General features: G+C 44.7%; 17 protein-coding genes and 1 other annotated feature. Of the genes, 14 read left to right on the forward strand and 3 right to left on the reverse strand.

Annotation, left to right across the window (positions count from 1 at the left end; genetic code table 11):
* Positions 1-86 precede the first annotated feature (86 nt).
* The 8 genes from C6P39_RS22590 (at position 87) to queA (ending at position 11,087) form a co-directional block, all read left to right on the forward strand.
* A complete protein-coding gene (locus C6P39_RS22590) occupies positions 87-1,151 on the forward strand; it encodes an aldose epimerase family protein (protein ID WP_104805279.1) in 1,065 nt (354 codons plus the stop codon).
* Between the two features lie 153 nt (positions 1,152-1,304).
* Positions 1,305-2,873 carry a spermidine synthase gene (locus tag C6P39_RS22595; RefSeq protein WP_095175902.1) on the forward strand — a complete coding sequence of 523 codons (1,569 nt, stop codon included), beginning with the start codon at positions 1,305-1,307 and terminating at the stop codon, positions 2,871-2,873.
* Between the two features lie 95 nt (positions 2,874-2,968).
* The gene (locus C6P39_RS22600) at positions 2,969-4,426 is read left to right on the forward strand and encodes a SpoIID/LytB domain-containing protein (RefSeq protein ID WP_095175926.1); all 1,458 of its coding nucleotides are present in this window, start codon (positions 2,969-2,971) and stop codon (positions 4,424-4,426) included.
* Between the two features lie 71 nt (positions 4,427-4,497).
* Positions 4,498-5,460 carry a YihY/virulence factor BrkB family protein gene (locus C6P39_RS22605; protein ID WP_095175927.1) on the forward strand — a complete coding sequence of 321 codons (963 nt, stop codon included), beginning with the start codon at positions 4,498-4,500 and terminating at the stop codon, positions 5,458-5,460.
* A 44-nt stretch (positions 5,461-5,504) separates the two neighbouring features.
* Positions 5,505-5,736, forward strand: a binding site (T-box leader).
* A gap of 102 nt (positions 5,737-5,838) precedes the next feature.
* Entirely contained in the window at positions 5,839-6,858 is a 1,020-nt protein-coding gene (pheS, locus tag C6P39_RS22610; RefSeq protein WP_065541966.1) for a phenylalanine--tRNA ligase subunit alpha, read from the forward strand.
* 62 nt (positions 6,859-6,920) lie between these two features.
* Complete coding sequence (gene pheT / locus C6P39_RS22615) at positions 6,921-9,338, forward strand: phenylalanine--tRNA ligase subunit beta (protein ID WP_095175904.1); 2,418 nt, start codon at positions 6,921-6,923, stop codon at positions 9,336-9,338.
* Positions 9,339-9,381: 43 nt separating this feature from the next.
* Positions 9,382-9,984, forward strand: coding sequence for a histidine phosphatase family protein (locus C6P39_RS22620; protein WP_095175905.1), 603 nt, complete (start codon positions 9,382-9,384; stop codon positions 9,982-9,984).
* A gap of 77 nt (positions 9,985-10,061) precedes the next feature.
* Positions 10,062-11,087, forward strand: a complete 1,026-nt coding sequence (gene queA, locus C6P39_RS22625) for a tRNA preQ1(34) S-adenosylmethionine ribosyltransferase-isomerase QueA (protein ID WP_104805280.1) — start codon at positions 10,062-10,064, stop codon at positions 11,085-11,087.
* Positions 11,088-11,382: 295 nt separating this feature from the next.
* Here the strand turns inward: queA and C6P39_RS22630 are convergent, their stop codons facing one another.
* From C6P39_RS22630 to C6P39_RS22640, 3 genes are read right to left on the reverse strand one after another with little or no spacing between them, the layout of a single operon-like run.
* On the reverse strand, positions 11,383-11,880 hold the full coding sequence (locus C6P39_RS22630) for a GNAT family N-acetyltransferase (RefSeq protein WP_242987109.1): 498 nt from the start codon (positions 11,878-11,880) through the stop codon (positions 11,383-11,385).
* A gap of 11 nt (positions 11,881-11,891) precedes the next feature.
* Positions 11,892-12,644: a 4Fe-4S binding protein gene (locus C6P39_RS22635; protein ID WP_104805282.1), complete on the reverse strand. Its 753-nt coding sequence runs from the start codon at positions 12,642-12,644 to the stop codon at positions 11,892-11,894.
* A complete protein-coding gene (locus C6P39_RS22640; protein WP_242987110.1) occupies positions 12,637-13,692 on the reverse strand; it encodes an epoxyqueuosine reductase in 1,056 nt (351 codons plus the stop codon). The genes C6P39_RS22635 and C6P39_RS22640 overlap by 8 nt, the downstream gene beginning before the upstream one ends.
* A gap of 320 nt (positions 13,693-14,012) precedes the next feature.
* On the opposite strand from C6P39_RS22640, the gene C6P39_RS22645 reads away from it, so the two are divergent.
* From C6P39_RS22645 to C6P39_RS22670, 6 genes are all read left to right on the forward strand, one after another.
* Entirely contained in the window at positions 14,013-14,897 is an 885-nt protein-coding gene (locus tag C6P39_RS22645; RefSeq protein ID WP_104805283.1) for a LysR family transcriptional regulator, read from the forward strand.
* Positions 14,898-15,003: 106 nt separating this feature from the next.
* Entirely contained in the window at positions 15,004-15,873 is an 870-nt protein-coding gene (locus C6P39_RS22650; RefSeq protein ID WP_104805284.1) for an AraC family transcriptional regulator, read from the forward strand.
* Positions 15,874-16,048: 175 nt separating this feature from the next.
* The gene (locus C6P39_RS22655) at positions 16,049-16,468 is read left to right on the forward strand and encodes a GNAT family N-acetyltransferase (RefSeq protein WP_242987111.1); all 420 of its coding nucleotides are present in this window, start codon (positions 16,049-16,051) and stop codon (positions 16,466-16,468) included.
* Positions 16,469-17,035: 567 nt separating this feature from the next.
* On the forward strand, positions 17,036-17,485 hold the full coding sequence (locus tag C6P39_RS22660; protein ID WP_167398052.1) for a LytTR family DNA-binding domain-containing protein: 450 nt from the start codon (positions 17,036-17,038) through the stop codon (positions 17,483-17,485).
* Positions 17,482-17,886 carry a DUF3021 family protein gene (locus tag C6P39_RS22665; protein WP_158661671.1) on the forward strand — a complete coding sequence of 135 codons (405 nt, stop codon included), beginning with the start codon at positions 17,482-17,484 and terminating at the stop codon, positions 17,884-17,886. The genes C6P39_RS22660 and C6P39_RS22665 overlap by 4 nt, the downstream gene beginning before the upstream one ends.
* Positions 17,879-18,598 carry an ABC transporter ATP-binding protein gene (locus tag C6P39_RS22670; RefSeq protein WP_242987112.1) on the forward strand — a complete coding sequence of 240 codons (720 nt, stop codon included), beginning with the start codon at positions 17,879-17,881 and terminating at the stop codon, positions 18,596-18,598. The genes C6P39_RS22665 and C6P39_RS22670 overlap by 8 nt, the downstream gene beginning before the upstream one ends.

Raw genomic sequence — 18,598 nt, forward strand, 5'->3', positions numbered from 1 at the left:
TTGATGCGAGAGTCTGAAGAATCAGACTCTTTTTGTTTATAACAACAGAAATGCAGATCAAATCATGAAAAACAGGAGATTAAGACATGGGAGTGACAAAAAGAAGCTTTGGAAAGAGTCCGGAAGGAAAAGAGGTATTCCTCTATGAACTGAAAAATGGAAACGGCATGACAGCAGCTGTAACAGATTTCGGTGCCATACTGGTCAGTGTGATGGTTCCGGATAAAGATAAGAATTTGACAGATGTGGTTCTTGGCTATGACACTGTGGAAGGATACTATGAGAATAAACCTCATTTCGGTTCCCCCATCGGCAGAAACGGAAACCGCATTGGCGGAGCAAAGTTTACTGTGAATGGCAAAGAGTATGTATTGGCTCAGAATGACAACAAGAATAATTTACATAGCGGCCCTGACTTTTACCGCACCCGTGTTTGGGATGTGGAAGAAGTGAAAGAGGAGGAGAACAGTATCACCTTCCGTATCTTCAGCCCGGACGGCGACCAGGGCTTCCCCGGAAACTTTACCGGATCTGTAACATATAAGCTCACGGATGAAAATGAGCTTGTTATGCATTACACAGGAAGCGCAGATGCCGATACCGTTGTGAATATGACCAACCATTCTTACTTTAACTTGGCAGGACACAATGCGGGAGCAGAGAGTATGCTGAATCATATGGTTCAGATCCATGCACCGGAATTCACGCCGGTTTCCGATTCCGAAGCCATTCCCACAGGTGAGATCCTGAAAGTAGAGGGCACACCCATGGACTTTACTTCCCCTAAAAGGATTGGACAGGATGTGGAAGCTGACTATGAGCAGCTCATCTTCGGCGGCGGCTATGACCATAACTATGCACTGTGCAGGGAAAAAGGCGGGATAAAAGAGGCCGCGGCGGCTCACAGCGATGAGACAGGCATCACCATGAAAGTATTCACGGACCTTCCGGGTATGCAGTTCTACATCGGCAATTTTATCAACAACGAAAATGGGAAGGGCGGCAGTGTCTATACAAAACGTGCCGGTTTCTGTATGGAGACACAGTACTATCCCAATGCCTGCAATGAGGCTGCTTTCCAGTCTTCCGTTCTGAAAGCCGGGGAGAAATACGATACTACCACAATATATCAGTTTGTTACAGAAGCGTGAGATAATACTGAACAATTTCGCAAAAAAAGAAGACGGGCTGCCGTAAGCAGGCACGCCGGCACCGGATAGAGGTGCGGACGGCTTGGGGCAGCCCGTTTTTGCGGCTGCAGTTATGGCAGGGTAATAATTGAGAGAGACAACAGGAGGCAAAACATGGAGTCCAGATTATTGAGAAACAAATATTTTTTGTATGTAACAGAGTTTTTTTCCGGTATGTCTGTTATGGCTGTAGAATTGGGGGCGAGCAGGCTGATGGCGCCTTATTTCAGTTCCTCCCAGATTGTATGGACCGTGATCATCGGAGTGATCATGATCGCCATGGCGATCGGAAATGTATGGGGCGGGCGTTCCGCGGACAAGCGCCATGATCCGGACAGGCTGTACCGTAGGCTTTTGATCGCTGCAATATGGATCGCGCTCATACCGTTTTTGGGCAGATATCTGATCGCAGGTATCTCTTTGCTGCTGGCGGTTTTTATAAAATCCAATTTTCTTGTCTGGGCAGCACTTTTTACCTGCCTGGCAATCTTTGCGTTCCCCTGTGTTCTGCTGGGAACCGTGACACCGTCTCTGGTAAAGTTTTCTGTGAGCAATCTGGATGACAATGGAAAGACCGTGGGAGAGCTGGGTGCCTTAAATACCATCGGCAGTATTATCGGTACCTTCCTCCCTACCTTTGTAACGATTCCGGCAGTGGGGACTGCAGCTACTTTCCTCATATTTTCAGCGGTTTTGGCCGCCATCGCTGTGCTCTACTTTGTGACGGTTAAGAGAAAAAGAGGACTATGTGTGGGAGCAGCGGCGGTTCTGCTTATTCTGGCACTGCTGACGCCTAAATTCAGCTTTGCTTTCTGGGAAAAAGATGTGACGCTGGAGGATGAGTCCATCTATAATTATCTGCAGGTAAAGGACGATGAGGAGCAGACCATCCTGTCCACCAATGTGCTTTTTGGCGTGCAGTCCATCAAGACGAAAAACCAGGAGCTGACAGGGATGTATTATGACTATGCCCTGGCCGCCCCTGTTATGGCGGGAGTCAATACAAAAAAGGACAATCATGTGATGATACTTGGGCTGGGCAGCGGCACATATGCAGATTACTGTGACCGCTATTTTCCGGGAACCAAAATCCAGGGCGCTGAGATTGACGAGAAGATCGCGGAGATCGCCACAGACTATTTCGGACTGCCGGACAGTGTGGAGGTAGCAGTGGAGGATGGAAGAGCCTATCTTACATCTTCTGAGGACTCCTATGATGTGATTATGGTGGATGCCTACCAGGATATCACCATTCCGTTTCAGATGTCCTCGGTTGAGTTTTTCAGCCAGGTTGAAACGCATCTGAAGGACAACGGGGTGATGGTGGTCAACATGAACATGAAATCCAGTTCGGAGGATTCTATCAATGATTATCTCTGTGATACCATAGCTTCGGTATTCAAGTATGTATACACCGTACCGGTGGAAGGCGGGACCAATATGGAAGTCTTTGCATCTAATCACATGATGCTTCCGCAAATGCTTGAAAAAAATGCTGAGAAGCTTCCAAAAGGAGAATTGCAGAACATGATGGCAGCCGTTTCAAAAGGGCTTGTCCGTTATGAAGGAAAGGACAGGATCCTCACAGATGACAAGGCTCCGGTGGAACTTTTGGGAATGAAGGTTTTAGATGAGATCATCGGGGAAGAGCTGGACTATTACAGGGAATTATATCTGGGATAGAGGCAGACATGCTGTGAATAAAGACCTTGGGGTATGAAATCTTTTCTTCTTTCATATATTAATATATGGACTGGAAGCAGAAATTAAAATGGAAGATGCTGATCATACTGCTTGCCGTGATCGGAATCCTGATTGTATGGCAGGCAAACAGAGCGGGAGTAAGAAGACAGGAAGATTACCGGATGCAGAGCCTGCAGGAGAATATGATCAAAGAAAATGAGCGGGCCAGTGCCGGTCTGACCCTGCCGGCTTCCTCCCGGAACAATGCGGATGCAGAGGAAAAGGGGCAGGAGAGTGCCGCAGATTCTGCGGACACAGATGCCCAGGCTGATCATACAGAACAGAACAGCGGCCAGGCTGCCCAGGAGCCAGAGAGTGAAGCGGCAGCAGCCGCAGTACAGGAACCCCGGATATCCGTATTGCTTATGACAGACGGATACAAAGGATATACGCACCAGAGTGTGAACTTACGGTTTCAGGGCAGTTATCATCTGAAAGGGAGCCAGGAGATGGACTATGCAGACGGTGAGACATTGGAGCTGACTGCAGACAGTCCTCTTTTCCAGGATGGAAAGCTGGAACTTCAGGCCGGTGGAGAGGAAAACAGGGCAACCCTGCTGTCAGTGGAAAGGCAGCAGGGAAATCCTGCCTACAGGGGGGATTTTACCGTTTACCAGGAACAGGGAGGCCTGCGCATTGTAAATACGCTGCCCCTGGAAGAGTATCTGTATGGTGTGGTACCCAGTGAAATGCCGGCCTCATATGACAAAGAAGCATTGAAGGCGCAGGCGGTCTGTGCCAGAACATATGCCTGTGTACAGATGCAGAAAAGTGCTTTAGCTGACCTGGGCGCCCAGGTGGATGACAGTGTGGCTTATCAGGTCTATCAAAACGGCGGTGAGGATGCCGGGGCGAGTGCAGCCGTGGATGAGACAAAGGGAGAAATTCTGGAGAGCGGCGGGCAGCCCATTACAGCCTATTACTTTTCCACCTCCAGCGGTAAAACCAGCACGGATGAGGTGTGGGAAGTATCTGCGCCCGCTTCCTATCTGAAAAGTGTGGACTGCAGCTACGATGCAGAGGAGCCGTGGCATCAGTGGAGTATCACATTTTCCGCCAAACGCCTGTTGTCTGCTGTACAGGCAAAATACGCGGGAGTAAAAGAAATCCGGGGGATAGATGTGGAGAAGACAGGTGAGGGCGGTGCTGTCATGAATCTGGCGGTCAATACGGACCAGGGTGTCTACAAGATCAGCAACGAGTACGACATACGTGCCCTGCTGTCACCGGACGGATTGTCTATTACAAGGCAGGACGGCTCTGTAGTGAAAGGCTCTAATCTGCTCCCAAGTGCATATTTTACACTGGAAGAACAGCGGGATGAAAATAATGTCCTTAAAGGATATGTGATAAACGGCGGCGGTTACGGCCATGGCGTAGGTCTGAGCCAGAACGGGGCAAAAGGGATGGCAGAGGCAGGGATGAGTTATCAGGACATTCTTGCATATTTTTACCAAAATGTGGAGCTGGCTGATATCAGCAGCGTTCTGTGAAACTTGTCATCCGAAGGGGCACATGCTATAATGGGAAAATAATGCGGAAATTACATGCGGGTGCAGATAAAATGAAGATAATAAAAAGTGTGGTGCGCACAGTCACCGGATTTATGGAGAATATGAATAAGAATCACGTGTCAGCCTACTCTGCACAGGCTGCCTATTTTATCATACTTTCCTTTATCCCGTTTATGCTCCTTCTCATGACCTCTGTCCGGTATACGCCTCTTGACAGGCAGGAGGTGATCAATGCGGTTATGCAGATCTGCCCCGAGAGTTTTGAGACCTTCATTCAGGGGATCGTCAATGAGGTGTATGAAAAGTCACTGACCGTGGTTCCCCTTTCCGGTGTCATCGCCCTGTGGTCTGCAGGGAAGGGGATCCAGTCTCTGACCAATGGATTTAACTGTATCTATCAGGTGAAGGAGACCAGGAATTATATTGTGACAAGAGTTCGCTCTGTATTTTACACACTTGTATTTGTCATTGCCATTATACTGACCCTGATCCTCCAGGTTTTTGGCAACAGCCTGCAGAGGGAACTGAGCAAACATCTGCCGTTCCTTGACAAACTGGTATCCATGATAATCAGTATGCGAGTGACCATCACGCTCCTGGCCCTGTGTGTGGTGTTCCTGTTTTTGTATAAGTTTGTACCAAACAGGAAGGCAACCTTCAGAAGTCAGATGCCGGGGGCTGTGTTCACAGCAGTGAGCTGGTCTGCATTTTCCTTTGGATTCTCTCTGTATTTTGATTATTATGAGGGAACATCGAATATGTATGGAAGCATGACCACCATCATATTGATTCTTTTATGGATGTACTTTTGTATGAATATCATGATGATAGGTGCCCAGATCAACTGCTATTTTGAAGAAAAATTCAAATGGGTGCATCAGGTGGCCACCGAGACCCTCAAGAGAGAATATCAGCAGCTTATCGGCAGGGATGATGAGGATGAGGAGGAGGAAACAGAGGATTTGGCAGAAAAAAAGGAAGAAAAAGAAACAAAAGCTGACAAACCTTCTTGACAGATTGCAAATTAGTGGCTAAAATGGGTTACAGACAATACATGAAAAAGGCTGTGAAGGTGTCAGTAGATGTTTATCTTCTGTCAGAGATGAGGAGTCACCGGCTGAAAGCTCCTCTCAGTTCAGATAACCGTTGAGATTCCCACCGGAGCCGCATTTCTGAAATAGCAGTAAGAAATGACGTCGCTGTGCGTTAAGCAGAAACGAGTGCCCGCTGTCTTTTTAGCAGATGGGAACAAGGGTGGTACCACGGACTTTACAGGCTTCGTCCCTTTTGGGGGTGGGGTCTTTTTTTATTGTCAGAAATAAGTAACTAAGGCACTGGTAACTGTTCAGTACCCTCACAGTTACAGGAATAAAACGTATAAGGAGATTGCTATGAAAGAAAAATTACAGCGTATTCAGGAAGAAGCTGCAAAGCGCATCCAGGAGTCGGATTCCCTGGAAAAATTAAATGATGTACGTGTTGCTTTTCTTGGAAAAAAAGGAGAGCTGACAGCAGTTTTAAAAGGTATGAAAGAGGTAGCTGCGGAGGACAGGCCAAAGGTTGGGCAGTGGGTAAATGAAACTCGTGCGCAGATTGAAAAACATCTGGAGGATACCAGAGTTAAACTGGAAGCAGCCGTTATGGAGGAAAGGCTGAAAGCGGAAGTCATCGACGTAACCCTCCCGGCCAAGAAAATGGAGATTGGCCATAGGCATCCAAACACCATAGCACTGGAGGAAGTGGAGCGTATCTTCATCGGTATGGGCTATGAAGTTGTGGAAGGTCCGGAAGTGGAGTACATGGATTACAACTTTACAAAACTGAATATCCCGGAGGGCCATCCTGCCAGAGATGAACAGGATACCTTTTTCATTGACGATAAAATCTGTCTGCGTTCCCAGACTTCCCCGGTACAGGCCCGTACCATGGAGAAGGGAGAACTGCCAATCCGTATGATCGCACCGGGACGTGTGTTCCGTTCTGATGAAGTGGATGCAACACATTCCCCTTCCTTCCATCAGATTGAAGGTCTTGTCATTGACAAGCACATTACATTTGCGGACTTAAAGGGTACTCTGGAGGAGTTTGCCAAAGAACTGTTCGGACCGGAGACTAAGACGAAATTCCGTCCCCACCACTTCCCGTTCACAGAGCCAAGCGCAGAGGTGGATGTTTCCTGCTTCAAGTGCGGAGGCAAAGGATGCCGTTTCTGTAAAGGATCCGGCTGGATCGAGATCCTGGGCTGCGGTATGGTACACCCCCATGTCCTTGAAATGTGCGGTATTGACCCGGAAGAATACACTGGTTTCGCATTTGGTGTGGGCTTGGAGCGTATTGCACTGCTGAAATATGAGATTGATGATATGAGACTTCTGTACGAAAACGACACCAGATTCCTGAAGCAGTTCTAATCGCAGAGAAGAGATATGTGGGAAATCCTGAGACAGAATAATAATTATAGAGGAGAACAACAATGAATACATCTTTATCATGGATTAAAATGTATGTGCCGGATCTTGACGTTACGGCACAGGAATATACAGATGCAATGACCTTATCCGGAACTAAAGTGGAAGGGTTTGAAGAACTGGATGCAGATTTGGAAAATATCGTTATCGGACAGATTGAGAAGATCGAACCGCATCCGGATGCAGACAAACTGATTATCTGTCAGGTCAATGTGGGAACCGAGACCGTTCAGATCGTGACCGGTGCGCCCAATGTAAAAGAAGGAGACAAGATCCCGGTAGTCCTGGACGGGGGCCGTGTGGCAGGCGGTCATGACGGCAAGAAGACACCGGGCGGTGTAAAGATTAAAAAAGGAAAACTGCGTGGGATAGAATCCTGCGGTATGATGTGCTCTATTGAAGAGCTGGGTTCCACAAGAGAATTTTATCCGGAAGCTCCCGAATACGGTATTTACATCTTCCCGGAGGATGCAGTGGTTGGCGAGAGTGCTATCCATGCGCTGGGACTGGATGACGTGGTATTTGAATATGAGATCACTTCAAACCGTGTGGACTGCTACAGTGTGATCGGTATCGCAAGAGAAGCTGCAGCTACATTTAATAAAAAATTCGTTCCTCCCACAGTGGAAGTGAAGGGAAATCAAGAGGATGCCCATGACTACATCAAAGTGAGTGTTGAGGACCCGGATCTGTGTCCCCGCTACTGTGCAAGGGTAGTAAAAAACGTAAAGATCGGACCCTCACCGAAATGGATGCAGCGCTGTCTGGCTGCAAATGGTATCCGTCCGATCAATAACCTGGTAGATATCACCAATTACGTGATGGAAGAATTCGGACAGCCTATGCATGCCTATGATATGGACACCATTGAAGGACAGGAAATCATCGTGCGCCGTGCCTCAAAAGATGAGAAATTCGTCACACTGGACGGCCAGGAGCGTGTTCTGGACGATTCCGTACTGATGATCTGCGACGGCAAAAAACCGGTTGGAATTGCCGGTATCATGGGCGGGGAAAATTCCATGATCACGGATACAGTAAGCACTGTATTATTTGAGGCAGCCTGCTTTGACGGGGTTAATATCCGTCTTTCCAGCAAAAAAGTGGGACTCAGGACAGATGCATCCGGCAAATTCGAGAAGGGTCTGGATCCAAACAACGCGGAGGCTGCCATCGACAGAGCCTGCCAGCTTATTGAAGAATTTGGCTGTGGTGAAGTGGTAGGCCAAATGGTTGATGTGTATTCTAAAGTGAAAGAACCGGTACGCGTTGCATTTGAGCCGGAGAAGATAAATGATTTACTGGGGACTCAGCTTTCCAAGGAGGAAATGCTTTCCTATCTCTCAAAAGTTGAGCTGGCATATGATGAGAATACAAATGAAATCGTAGCACCTACCTTCCGCGCTGACATTTTCCGCACTGCGGATATTGCGGAGGAAGTGGCACGTTTCTACGGCTATGACAATATCCCCACAACCCTTCCAAAAGGAGAGGCTACCACAGGAAAGCTGCCGTTTAAGCTGCGCATTGAGCAGGCTGCAAGAGATATGGCAGAATGCAATGGATTTTCACAGGGATACTGCTATTCCTTTGAAAGCCCTAAGGTATTTGACAAACTGCTGATCCCCGCTGATGATGAGCTACGCAAAGTGATCACCATTTCCAATCCTCTGGGTGAAGATTTCAGTATCATGAGGACAACACCGCTGAATGGTATGCTGCAGTCTCTCGGAACAAACTATAAGAGAAGAAATAAGGATGTGCGTCTCTATGAGCTGGGCAATATCTATCTGCCGAAGGAACTGCCTCTAAAGGGCCTGCCTGAAGAGAGGATGATGTTTACGCTGGGTATGTATGGCGCTGGTGATTTCTTTGCAATGAAAGGCGTTGTGGAAGAATTCCTGGATAAGATCGGCATGCACGAGAAAGAAGAATATGATCCCAGATCAGGCAAGCCGTTCCTCCATCCGGGACGTCAGGCAGACATTATCTACAGCGGAACTATGATCGGTTATATGGGAGAGGTACACCCGGCTGTAGCGGACACTTACGGCATCGGGGAGAGAGCTTATGTGGCTGTGCTGGATATCCCGGCTATTCTGGAGTTTGCAACTTTTGACAGAAAGTATGAAGGGATTGCAAAGTTCCCGGCAGTGAGTCGTGATATCAGTATGGTAGTGCCGAAACATGTGCTGGCAGGAGAGATTGAACATGTTCTTGTACAGCGCGGCGGCAAGATCCTGGAGAGTTATCATCTCTTTGATATCTACGAGGGAAGCCAGATCAAAGACGGATATAAATCCTTGGCGTACTCTGTTACCTTCCGTGCAAAAGATAAAACACTGGAGGAGGCTGAGATCACAGCAGCCATGAAGAAAATCTTAAACGGGCTGGAAGGCCTTGGAATAGAGCTGCGTAAATAAGAGAAAAGACGCGGCTTGCAGAAATTTTGGGAGAGCAGGCAATATGAAGCTTTATATTATCCGTCACGGGGAAACCTCCTGGAATGTCCAGAGAAGACTTCAGGGAGCCTCGGATACGGATTTAAATGAGAATGGCATTACTCTGGCAAAGCGGACGGGGGAAGCGTTAAAAGAGATTCCCTTTGACCTCTGCTTTACCAGCCCGTTAAAACGGGCTAAAATGACTGCAGAACTGATACTGGCTGGAAGAGATATTCCCATATACGACGATGAACGTCTCCGGGAGATCTCTTTCGGCGAATGGGAAGGGCGGGATTCCGCCCTTTTGCCCGTCCATATGCTGGACAATTTTTTCCATCATACAGAGGTTTATGAACCGCCAAAAGGCGGGGAGAGTATCAGGGAAATCTGCACAAGGACCAAAGATTTTTTCCAGGAGCTTATATATAGGGAAAAACTGCAGGATAAAACACTGCTGATCGCATCCCACGGATGTGCTGTGCGGGCACTTCTACAGAATGTTTATGCCGATGCGGAAATCAGGAATTTTTGGCATGGCTGTGTTCCGCCGAACTGTGGTGTCAATATTGTGGAGGTGGCAGACGGCAGGGCAGAACTCCTGGAAGAGGATATAGTGTTTGGCTGATCAGTGATGCGGCAGGCAGTGTCAGGAAAACGGATGTATCTGCCCGGCCTGCTGTTCACGGAAATAAAGGAGAAAACATGAAGACATCAGATTTTTATTATGATTTGCCGGAGGAACTGATCGCGCAGGACCCCCTTGCTGACCGTTCCGCTTCCAGGCTGCTGCATCTGGACCGGGAAACAGGTGAGATTGAGCATACAGATTTCAAACATATTACCAGATACTTAAAACCGGGTGACTGCCTTGTCATCAATGACACAAAGGTGATTCCTGCCCGCCTGTACGGAAACAAAGTGGGAACAGATGCAGGAATTGAGATACTGCTGCTGAAAAGAAAAGGCGACAATGTGTGGGAGACACTGGTAAAGCCGGGGAAAAAGGCAAGACCGGGAACGGTCATCAGCTTCGGGGACGGGCTTCTCACAGGGGAAGTCATAGATGTGGTGGAGGAAGGAAACCGTCTGATTCAATTCAGTTATGAGGGCATTTTTGAGGAAATCCTGGATAAACTGGGAGAGATGCCACTTCCGCCTTATATTACCCACAAGCTGGAGGATAAGAACAGGTATCAGACCGTCTATGCTAAAAATGAGGGAAGCGCCGCCGCCCCTACAGCAGGACTTCATTTTACAGAGGAACTGCTGGAGGAGATACGGGGGATGGGAATTGCCATTGCCCACGTTACGCTGCATGTTGGTCTTGGTACCTTCCGTCCGGTGAAAGTAGATGATGTGGAGAAGCATCATATGCATTCGGAGTTCTATGTGGTGGAGGAAGACCAGGCAAAATTGATCAACGATACCAGGAAAAACGGCGGCAGAATCATCTCTGTGGGTACGACAAGCTGCCGCACACTGGAATCTGCTGCGGATGAATTTGGAAATCTTCAGGCAAAAAGCGGATGGACAGAGATCTTTATCTATCCGGGGTATGAATTTAAGATCATTGACGGGTTGATCACCAACTTCCACCTTCCGGAATCTACGCTGCTCATGCTGGTGTCGGCTTTGGCTGGGAAAGAACATATTATGAAGGCGTATGAAGAGGCGGTGAGGGAAAGATATCGGTTCTTTTCGTTTGGGGATGCTATGTTTATTGGGTGAGTAAGAAATTTGAGATTAAGAGAACCCACAAAGGCGCAGTAATACTGGACTTTTGTGGGTTTTTGATGTTCAATTTCAAAAACAGCTTTTGGGTGTTTTTGTGGTATTACGACCATGCAGCAAATGACAGCATCATTTAACTATGGGAAGTGTATTCAGAACATTTCTGCTTTTGTTGATAATAAAATTGAGAACTGCTGCACATTGTAACATTGAATGATTGTCTCCACCACAAAAGAAACATTGGAACGCTATAAAGAACTCACAATTATCGAGGGAGACTGCTAAAACCATATTAGTTTCCTTTCTTAAAAGCAAGGTCTATAAAAAAGAAATCGCTGTCCTCATACGGATAATCATAATCTACGGGTAATTCTTCTTTTGTGATTTTCTTTAAACCTGCCTTTTCATAGAATTTATGAGCTCTGTCCGTATTCCTCGGGGTATCTAAAATCATTCTTTTTACCCCTCTTTCTTTTGCAAAATTCAAAAGCGTTTCATATAGATGCCGTCCTAACTGGCGTGGGTTACCCCGGTAGGATTCATACACAAAAAACTTTTTCAAAATAGCAAGTCCGTCGCCGCACATCATAAGTCCAATAGAACCGGCAACTTTTCCGTTCTCTTTTGCAACCCAAAAGTTTCCGCCATTGTCCAGATATTTCTCTTTGATATGCAACAACTCCGGTTGATCGTCTACTGAAACGATAGGGCGTGTACCGTCATTCTGGCAGTGTAAAACGAGTGTGATTATTTCTTCACGGTCTTCTTCGTTATATGGTTCAATTTTCATAATGATCCACCTTAAAGAAAATATTGATTTTCCTTTCTCTCACAGAGTTTTTTTGTAAACATATCTGCAAAATCCTGATATTCTTCGGTATCCATATTTTTTGCATGTGTCGGACAGTTCCGAATACAACGAAAACAGGCCAGACACATATCCGAAACCGTACTGCAATCTGCCTCGATTGCGTGAACCGGACAGTCCTTTACGCATATGCCGCATTTCGTACAATCGGAAGATGTAATCGGACGAAACTTTCCGCCCAGCCCTCCTTTTTTATACAGGGAAGTTCCCGGAATGGTAAACTCAGGTGCGCCCTTGGGTTTTGCAACAGCGGAGGCTGCAAATTCTCTGTCTTGTTTAAAATCCGCTTTGTCCGGTCGCATTACCTGTATTTCTCCGTAAGTATGCCGTCCGATCACTGCAGCGGCTCCCTTCACGATAAATCCGTGTGCCTTTGCAAAATCGGATAACTCAAGCAATGCGTCGTCATAATCACGGTTTCCATAGGTGACAACGACCAAACAAGGTGTATTTTTCCCCTTGATATTTTCAATGCGTTGTTTTGCGACAGCCGGTATTCTTCCTCCATAGACAGGCATACCCAAGATAACAAAATCATCTTTGTCGAACTGCCATTGTTGAACTATATCCAAACAGGTTAAATCAATCGAACTGATATTATCGCTGATTGCTTCGGCCATAGCCTCTAATGTTTTTCGTGTATTCCCTGTTGGGGAAAAATAAATAAGATTTATATTTTTAGTCATATAGACCCCTCCTTCCGGTTAAATCACCTTTTATTTGTTCCAAAATCCATTTTGCCATTTCTCTTACAGATTCCTCCTTATCATTACAAGCTTCCTCAATCACAGTACGATATTCTAAAGAATAGTTATTCAGCATAGCGTTAAGTGCGTTAATCTTAAATTTCCAACACTTTTCAACCGGTATATACCAGAGGGTGGGTTGTATGACTTTTTGTAAATATTCATAGTCCGCTTTTACAATTTGCACCAATGACAAGTGCTCGCTCAAATCGGATAACCCGGGAAAGTTCTGCACGTCTTTCCAAGAATTATGATTGTATGGGCAGCAATCTTGACAAGTATCGCAGCCATATACCCAGTGACCGAACTTATTTTGTAAAGGCTCTTCCCTTAAATCCCATCCACTTGAAGTGGTAAGACAAGAAACACAGGTGTTTCGACACATCATATAAGGCTCAGATAAGGAGTTGGTAGGGCAACCCTTTACACAGCGATTACATTTTTCAGGGCAAGGAGGAATCTGGCACTCATTGATATATTCTAAAGGTTGATCGATTAAGAACGCCTCTAAATATTGCCAAGAACCTTTTTCTGTATATAGAAAGTTATTTTTCCGCACAATGCCGATTCCGGCTTTCATTGCTGCCCAGCGCAGCGAAGTAATGCCGAACTTGCGATAAAAGGCAATTTGAAATCCTCGCTCCTTTAAATAATTTTCAAATGCAATACTTGTTTTATAACCGTCCGAATTTTCATTTACCCGTCCGTCTGTAAGATAATATTTTGCAAAGCGTCCTTGCAAGTTTAGGGGGATACGATATTTACCATACCAGTAAGAACAAACAATTACCGCTTTTGCCCAAGTGAACTTGTCCTGTGGTCTAGAAAAAGAACGAAACTTGCTTAAATTTTTCTCGGTTTCAGGGAATCTTTGAATTCGTTGCTCTAATTTATCGGCATATCCTGACATTTGGTTTACCGGAATAATACCACATTTATCATATCCAAGCTCTTTTGCTTTCTCTACGATTTGTAATGCTCTATCCACAAAACACTCTCCCTCCTAATCCCCATGTCTTTCTGATCCGCAGTGAACGAAAAATTGTGGGTTTTGTTTAATATGTAACTAAGTTGGCTAGCCATTTTTCCGCAAAACCTTATACCAAAGGGGCCACGCACTAAAATCAATGAAACAAACCCTAACAGTAAAATCCTGATTTTAATTCCCTGCATAATCTGAATTGATATCAATTCTCTTGACATTTCTCTGTTATTCATCTATAATAGCGCAAAACATTACTTCATTCAAATAGAAATATTAGAATTTTCAATTCGGTTTTTCTGAATTGTATTTTCAGAGGAGTGTATATGGAATTAAAATATCTAAAGACCTTTAAAGCCATATTGAAAACGGGGAGTTTTCAAAAGGCAGCAGAACACCTAAATTACGCACAATCTACGATTACCCTGCAAATGCAGCAATTAGAGCAGGATCTTTCTGTAAAGTTGTTTGAAAAGATAGGTCGTAAAATGGAACTCACACAAGCCGGTAAAGAACTGATTCCTTATATTGATAACATATTAAATGCCATTCAACAGATGGAAAACTACGGGAAATCAAATAAAGAATTGACCGGGACATTACGAGTTGCAATGCCGGAGACATTACTCTCGTATCAAATGGTACAGACATTAATGCAATTTCGACAAAACGCTCCAAATGTTAGGCTGTCCTTACAATCTTCAAATTGTTATGAAATCAGAACGCAGGTACTCAATGGAAGCGTCGATCTTGGCATACATTATGACATTGGGGGCTATGGTGATTCTGTTGTGACAGAACGATTGCGGCAATATGAATTTATATTGGTGGGCAGTCTACGGCTTGATGAAGATGAAGCCGACTTTATTACTCCAAATCAGCGAAAGACTCTGTGCCTTCTTGCAGACCAAAGCAGTTATTACTATAAAAAATTCAATGAATATCTTGAGGAATATGATATTGTCCTAGATAATGAAGTTGATCTTATCAGTACCGAAGCAATAAAACAGCTCGTGAAAGGAAATTTAGGCATTGCATATCTACCTCGTTTCACTATTGAGGAGGAATTAAATGCCGGAATTGTCCGAGAAATTCCTACAGTTATACGAAACAAGCAGATTGGGACGGTTTGTAATTACCATAAAAACAAATGGATAACACCGGCTATGGAGTTGTTTCTCCAGCTTCTTTGTACAGATAAAAGTAACTGAAGTAGAAGTGCTTGCCGTATTAGCTACCTTGGCCAAGAAAAGAAAGCAAGAATTGTGAAAACTCTTTCTGGCAATAAGGTAGAATAGGTATGGGAGGTTCAGAAACATGAGTACGAATATAGATATCATTCAGGAGGTCGTTTCATATATTGATGACCATTTAGAGGAACGGCTGGATTTGGACAGCCTTTGCAGGGTATCCGGTTACTCCAAATATCATCTAAGCAGGATTTTTTCAGATGTTGTGGGGCTGTCTATACACAGTTATATCAAAAGGCGGAGACTGACTGAGGCGGCCCGGTTATTGATATTTACGGATAAGAAGATCCTGGAGATTGCCCTGATTGCCGGTTATGAAACACAGCAATCCTTTACGGTTGGCTTCAAAACATTATTTCAATGCAGCCCACAGGCATTCAGGAAAAAAAGAGAATTCCATCCATTCCAGTTAAAATTTACAGTCGATGGTAAAAGAGTATTAAAGGGGGATAAGATCATGGAAATCAGGACGGTTGAAAGTGGTATGATCAGATTGGTGGGTTACAGAAAGAACACTCGTTTTGGCTTTTCTGTCATCGGCCAATGCTGGCATAAACTCCATGCAAAGAAGGATAAGATCTCAGGCAGAAAGAACACGGATTTCCTGATAGGATTAAACGATTATACGAAATGGGATTTTCATGCAGAGACACAGCCGGCCTTTGACTATTTTGCCGCATCGGAGGTTGAACAGGCTGAAGTAGTCCCTAGAGGGATGCAGGCAATGGAACTTCCGGCTGCAAAATATATTGTATTCAGCTTTAGGGCAAAAAATGAGGACAGTCTTCAGCCGGTGGCAGATTATATCTATAAAGAATGGCTTCCGCAGTCTACCTGCCGGTTAAACGAAAACGCCAGATATGATTTCGCCCGATATGGAGAAGAGATAGATGGGGAAGGGAAAAGTCTCATCGAGTACTGGGTGCCTATTTTGTAAAAGCACAGCATGGCAGGGGGCTCGTTGCAGGATGGAATAAAGCAGTCGGAAGGGGGAAAAGGAATCTAATGGGATAATTTAATAGTTTCCATTTAGATTTACCGGGCTAATCTAGGAATATTTTATTGGAAAGGCGACGTAGCTGGATAAGAAAAGAAGATGGTAGGTGAATAGGATGTTAGAACTAAGACTGTTAATCGATGATGATATATCGTTAGTTGAAAATTGGCTGAATAGGGAACATGTGAAAAGGTGGTATGAAATACCGCATCTGGGTGTTACAATTAGTGATTGGATATATGAACTGAAAGAGCGCAATGGAGAATTTCAATGGTTAACACATCTCATCGCACTGTCTCAAGGGTGCCCGATTGGGTTATGCCAATACTATAAATGTGAAGATAGCAAAGATGAGGATTTTGGGACAATGCCCATCTCGGGTTCATATGGAATTGACTATTTGATAGGAGAAGAGTCGTATCTTGGAAATGGTTTGGGTAAGGAAATGGTGACACTACTTGTACATAAAGTGTTTTCGTTTCCAAATGCAAGGAGAATTACTGCCGATATTGACAAAGAGAATAGGGCGTCATAAAAAACGCTATTATCATGCGGCTTTGCGTTATTAGACGCTGAAAGTAGCCGTTATATTCTGTATAACAAATAGGTTGATTAAAAAACTTAAAAAAGTGTATGCCATATTGGGTATAAGGAGTACATACAAACTGGATGTAATAGAAAGAGAACGAATAATATTCGGTAACAGCTGCTATGATCAGAAGAAAAAGCTATGATGACAGCCTGCACCGCCCGTTTTTTCCAGATGCATGCTGATTGTCTGACCCCTTATGTTATTCAAATTCAATTGTATAGTCTCAGTATGATAAAGACGGCTGCTCTTTCATTTGGAAGAGACAGCCGTTTTTTAGTTCAGTTCAGAAAAATCGTCCATGTTATTTTCCTTTTTTCTGCATGTCAGTCTTATTATTTTGTATTTCAGTTATTTCCCAATTGCCTTTTCCACAGCCAATGTATATACTCCTTATAAGCCGCGTGCTGTCCCCCGGATGTCCAAAAACAACGGATAATTAGGACGCAATATTCACAGGGCAGCACTCCGTGCTATGGAATCTAATACCCATAAATAATAGGAGGTACCACATTGTTACTCAAGCTGGAAGAAGTTACAGCTCAAAAAGAAATTGAGGTATCCATTAAATTTCCGGAAATGAACCGGGAAGTAATGAGGCTTATAGCGTTAGTCCGGTCAACGGATACACAGATTCGATGTGTCGCTGAAGGGAAGGAGATGTTACTGAATGCCTCAGATATCTACTATGTTGAGAGCGTGGATAAACGTACCTTTATCTACTGCGAAAACAAAGTTTACCGTACAGATCTGCGTCTTTATCAATTATTAGAAACGCTGTCCCCGGTTGGATTTGTTCAGATCAGTAAATCATGTATCCTCAATATCCATGTGCTGGATTTTGTGCGCCCTCTGTTAAACAGCCGTATGGAAGCAACATTAAAAAACGGGGAGCGGCTGAATGTCTCCAGAAAATATCTGGTGAATATTAAATGCAAATTGCAGGAGGGGATGGACAGATGAAAAAAGTTGTTATAAATATTATGGCATCCACGGGCATTATCCTGCTTGTGCTTTCAATCGTTGCAATGATGTATGGCGGGAAAGCCATCTGTATCAATACAATCTTTGAAGTTACAATGTTAAGTACCTTCATGCATTTAGGATTTCTTGTGCTCCATAGATTTGATATCCAAAATCCGGTTTTGGAAATTTTGATAGACATCAGTTATACCATGGCTATCACCCTTATGGCAGGTGCTTTTTTTCACTGGTTTCAAAGTACCCCCATATGGGTATTGATCCTTATGGTTTTTGCTATCTACTTAGTAGGCTATCTCATAGACCTCTATCGGACAAAAGAGGAGGTCAGGATCATCAATGAATTACTGCAAAACAGAAAGAAGGACATGAGCAATGAGTAGAGAGGAAGATATGCATATGGAAATTATTATGAAAACGGAGAATCTGACAAAAGACTTTGGAAAAGAACAGGTTTTAAAAGGAATTACACTTACGATCCATGAAAATACGTTTACTGCCATCCTCGGTCCCAGCGGTTCGGGAAAGAGCACTCTTCTAAATATACTTTCCGGGCTGATAAAGCCTGCCACCGGAAGAGTCTGGTGTGAAAATACCATCATAAGTGATTTGAGCGAAAAGCAGCTTGCAAGCTGGAAACGCATGGACGTAGGAAATGTATTTCAGAACTATTTATTATTGGATAATCTGACGGTACAGGAGAATATAAAGATTGGTATCTGCCCCCATAAACCCTCCCTGTCATTTGACCGTCTGGTGCGGATCCTTCAGTTGGAAGAACTGCTCAACAAGTTCCCGGCTGAATTGTCCGGGGGACAGCAGCAGAGGACCTCCATTGCACGTGCTGTGATCAAAAGTCCCCGGCTTCTGTTCTGCGATGAGGCAACCGGCTCTCTGGATGAGGAGAACAGTAAAAATGTGGTGGAACTTTTGCACAGTCTGCAGTCTGCGTTTGGCATGACCATTCTTTTCACAACACATAACCCGCAGATTGCTAAGACGGCTGACCGGATCATTACAATGAAAAATGGTATGATACAAAGTGATATTCAGAACGAACATCCGATCACAGCCGGAAATATGGTATGGGGGTAA

Origin of the sequence: Blautia marasmi (genome assembly GCF_900258535.1) — a bacterium.
In the GTDB taxonomy this organism is placed as follows: Bacteria; Bacillota; Clostridia; order Lachnospirales; family Lachnospiraceae; genus Blautia; species Blautia hominis.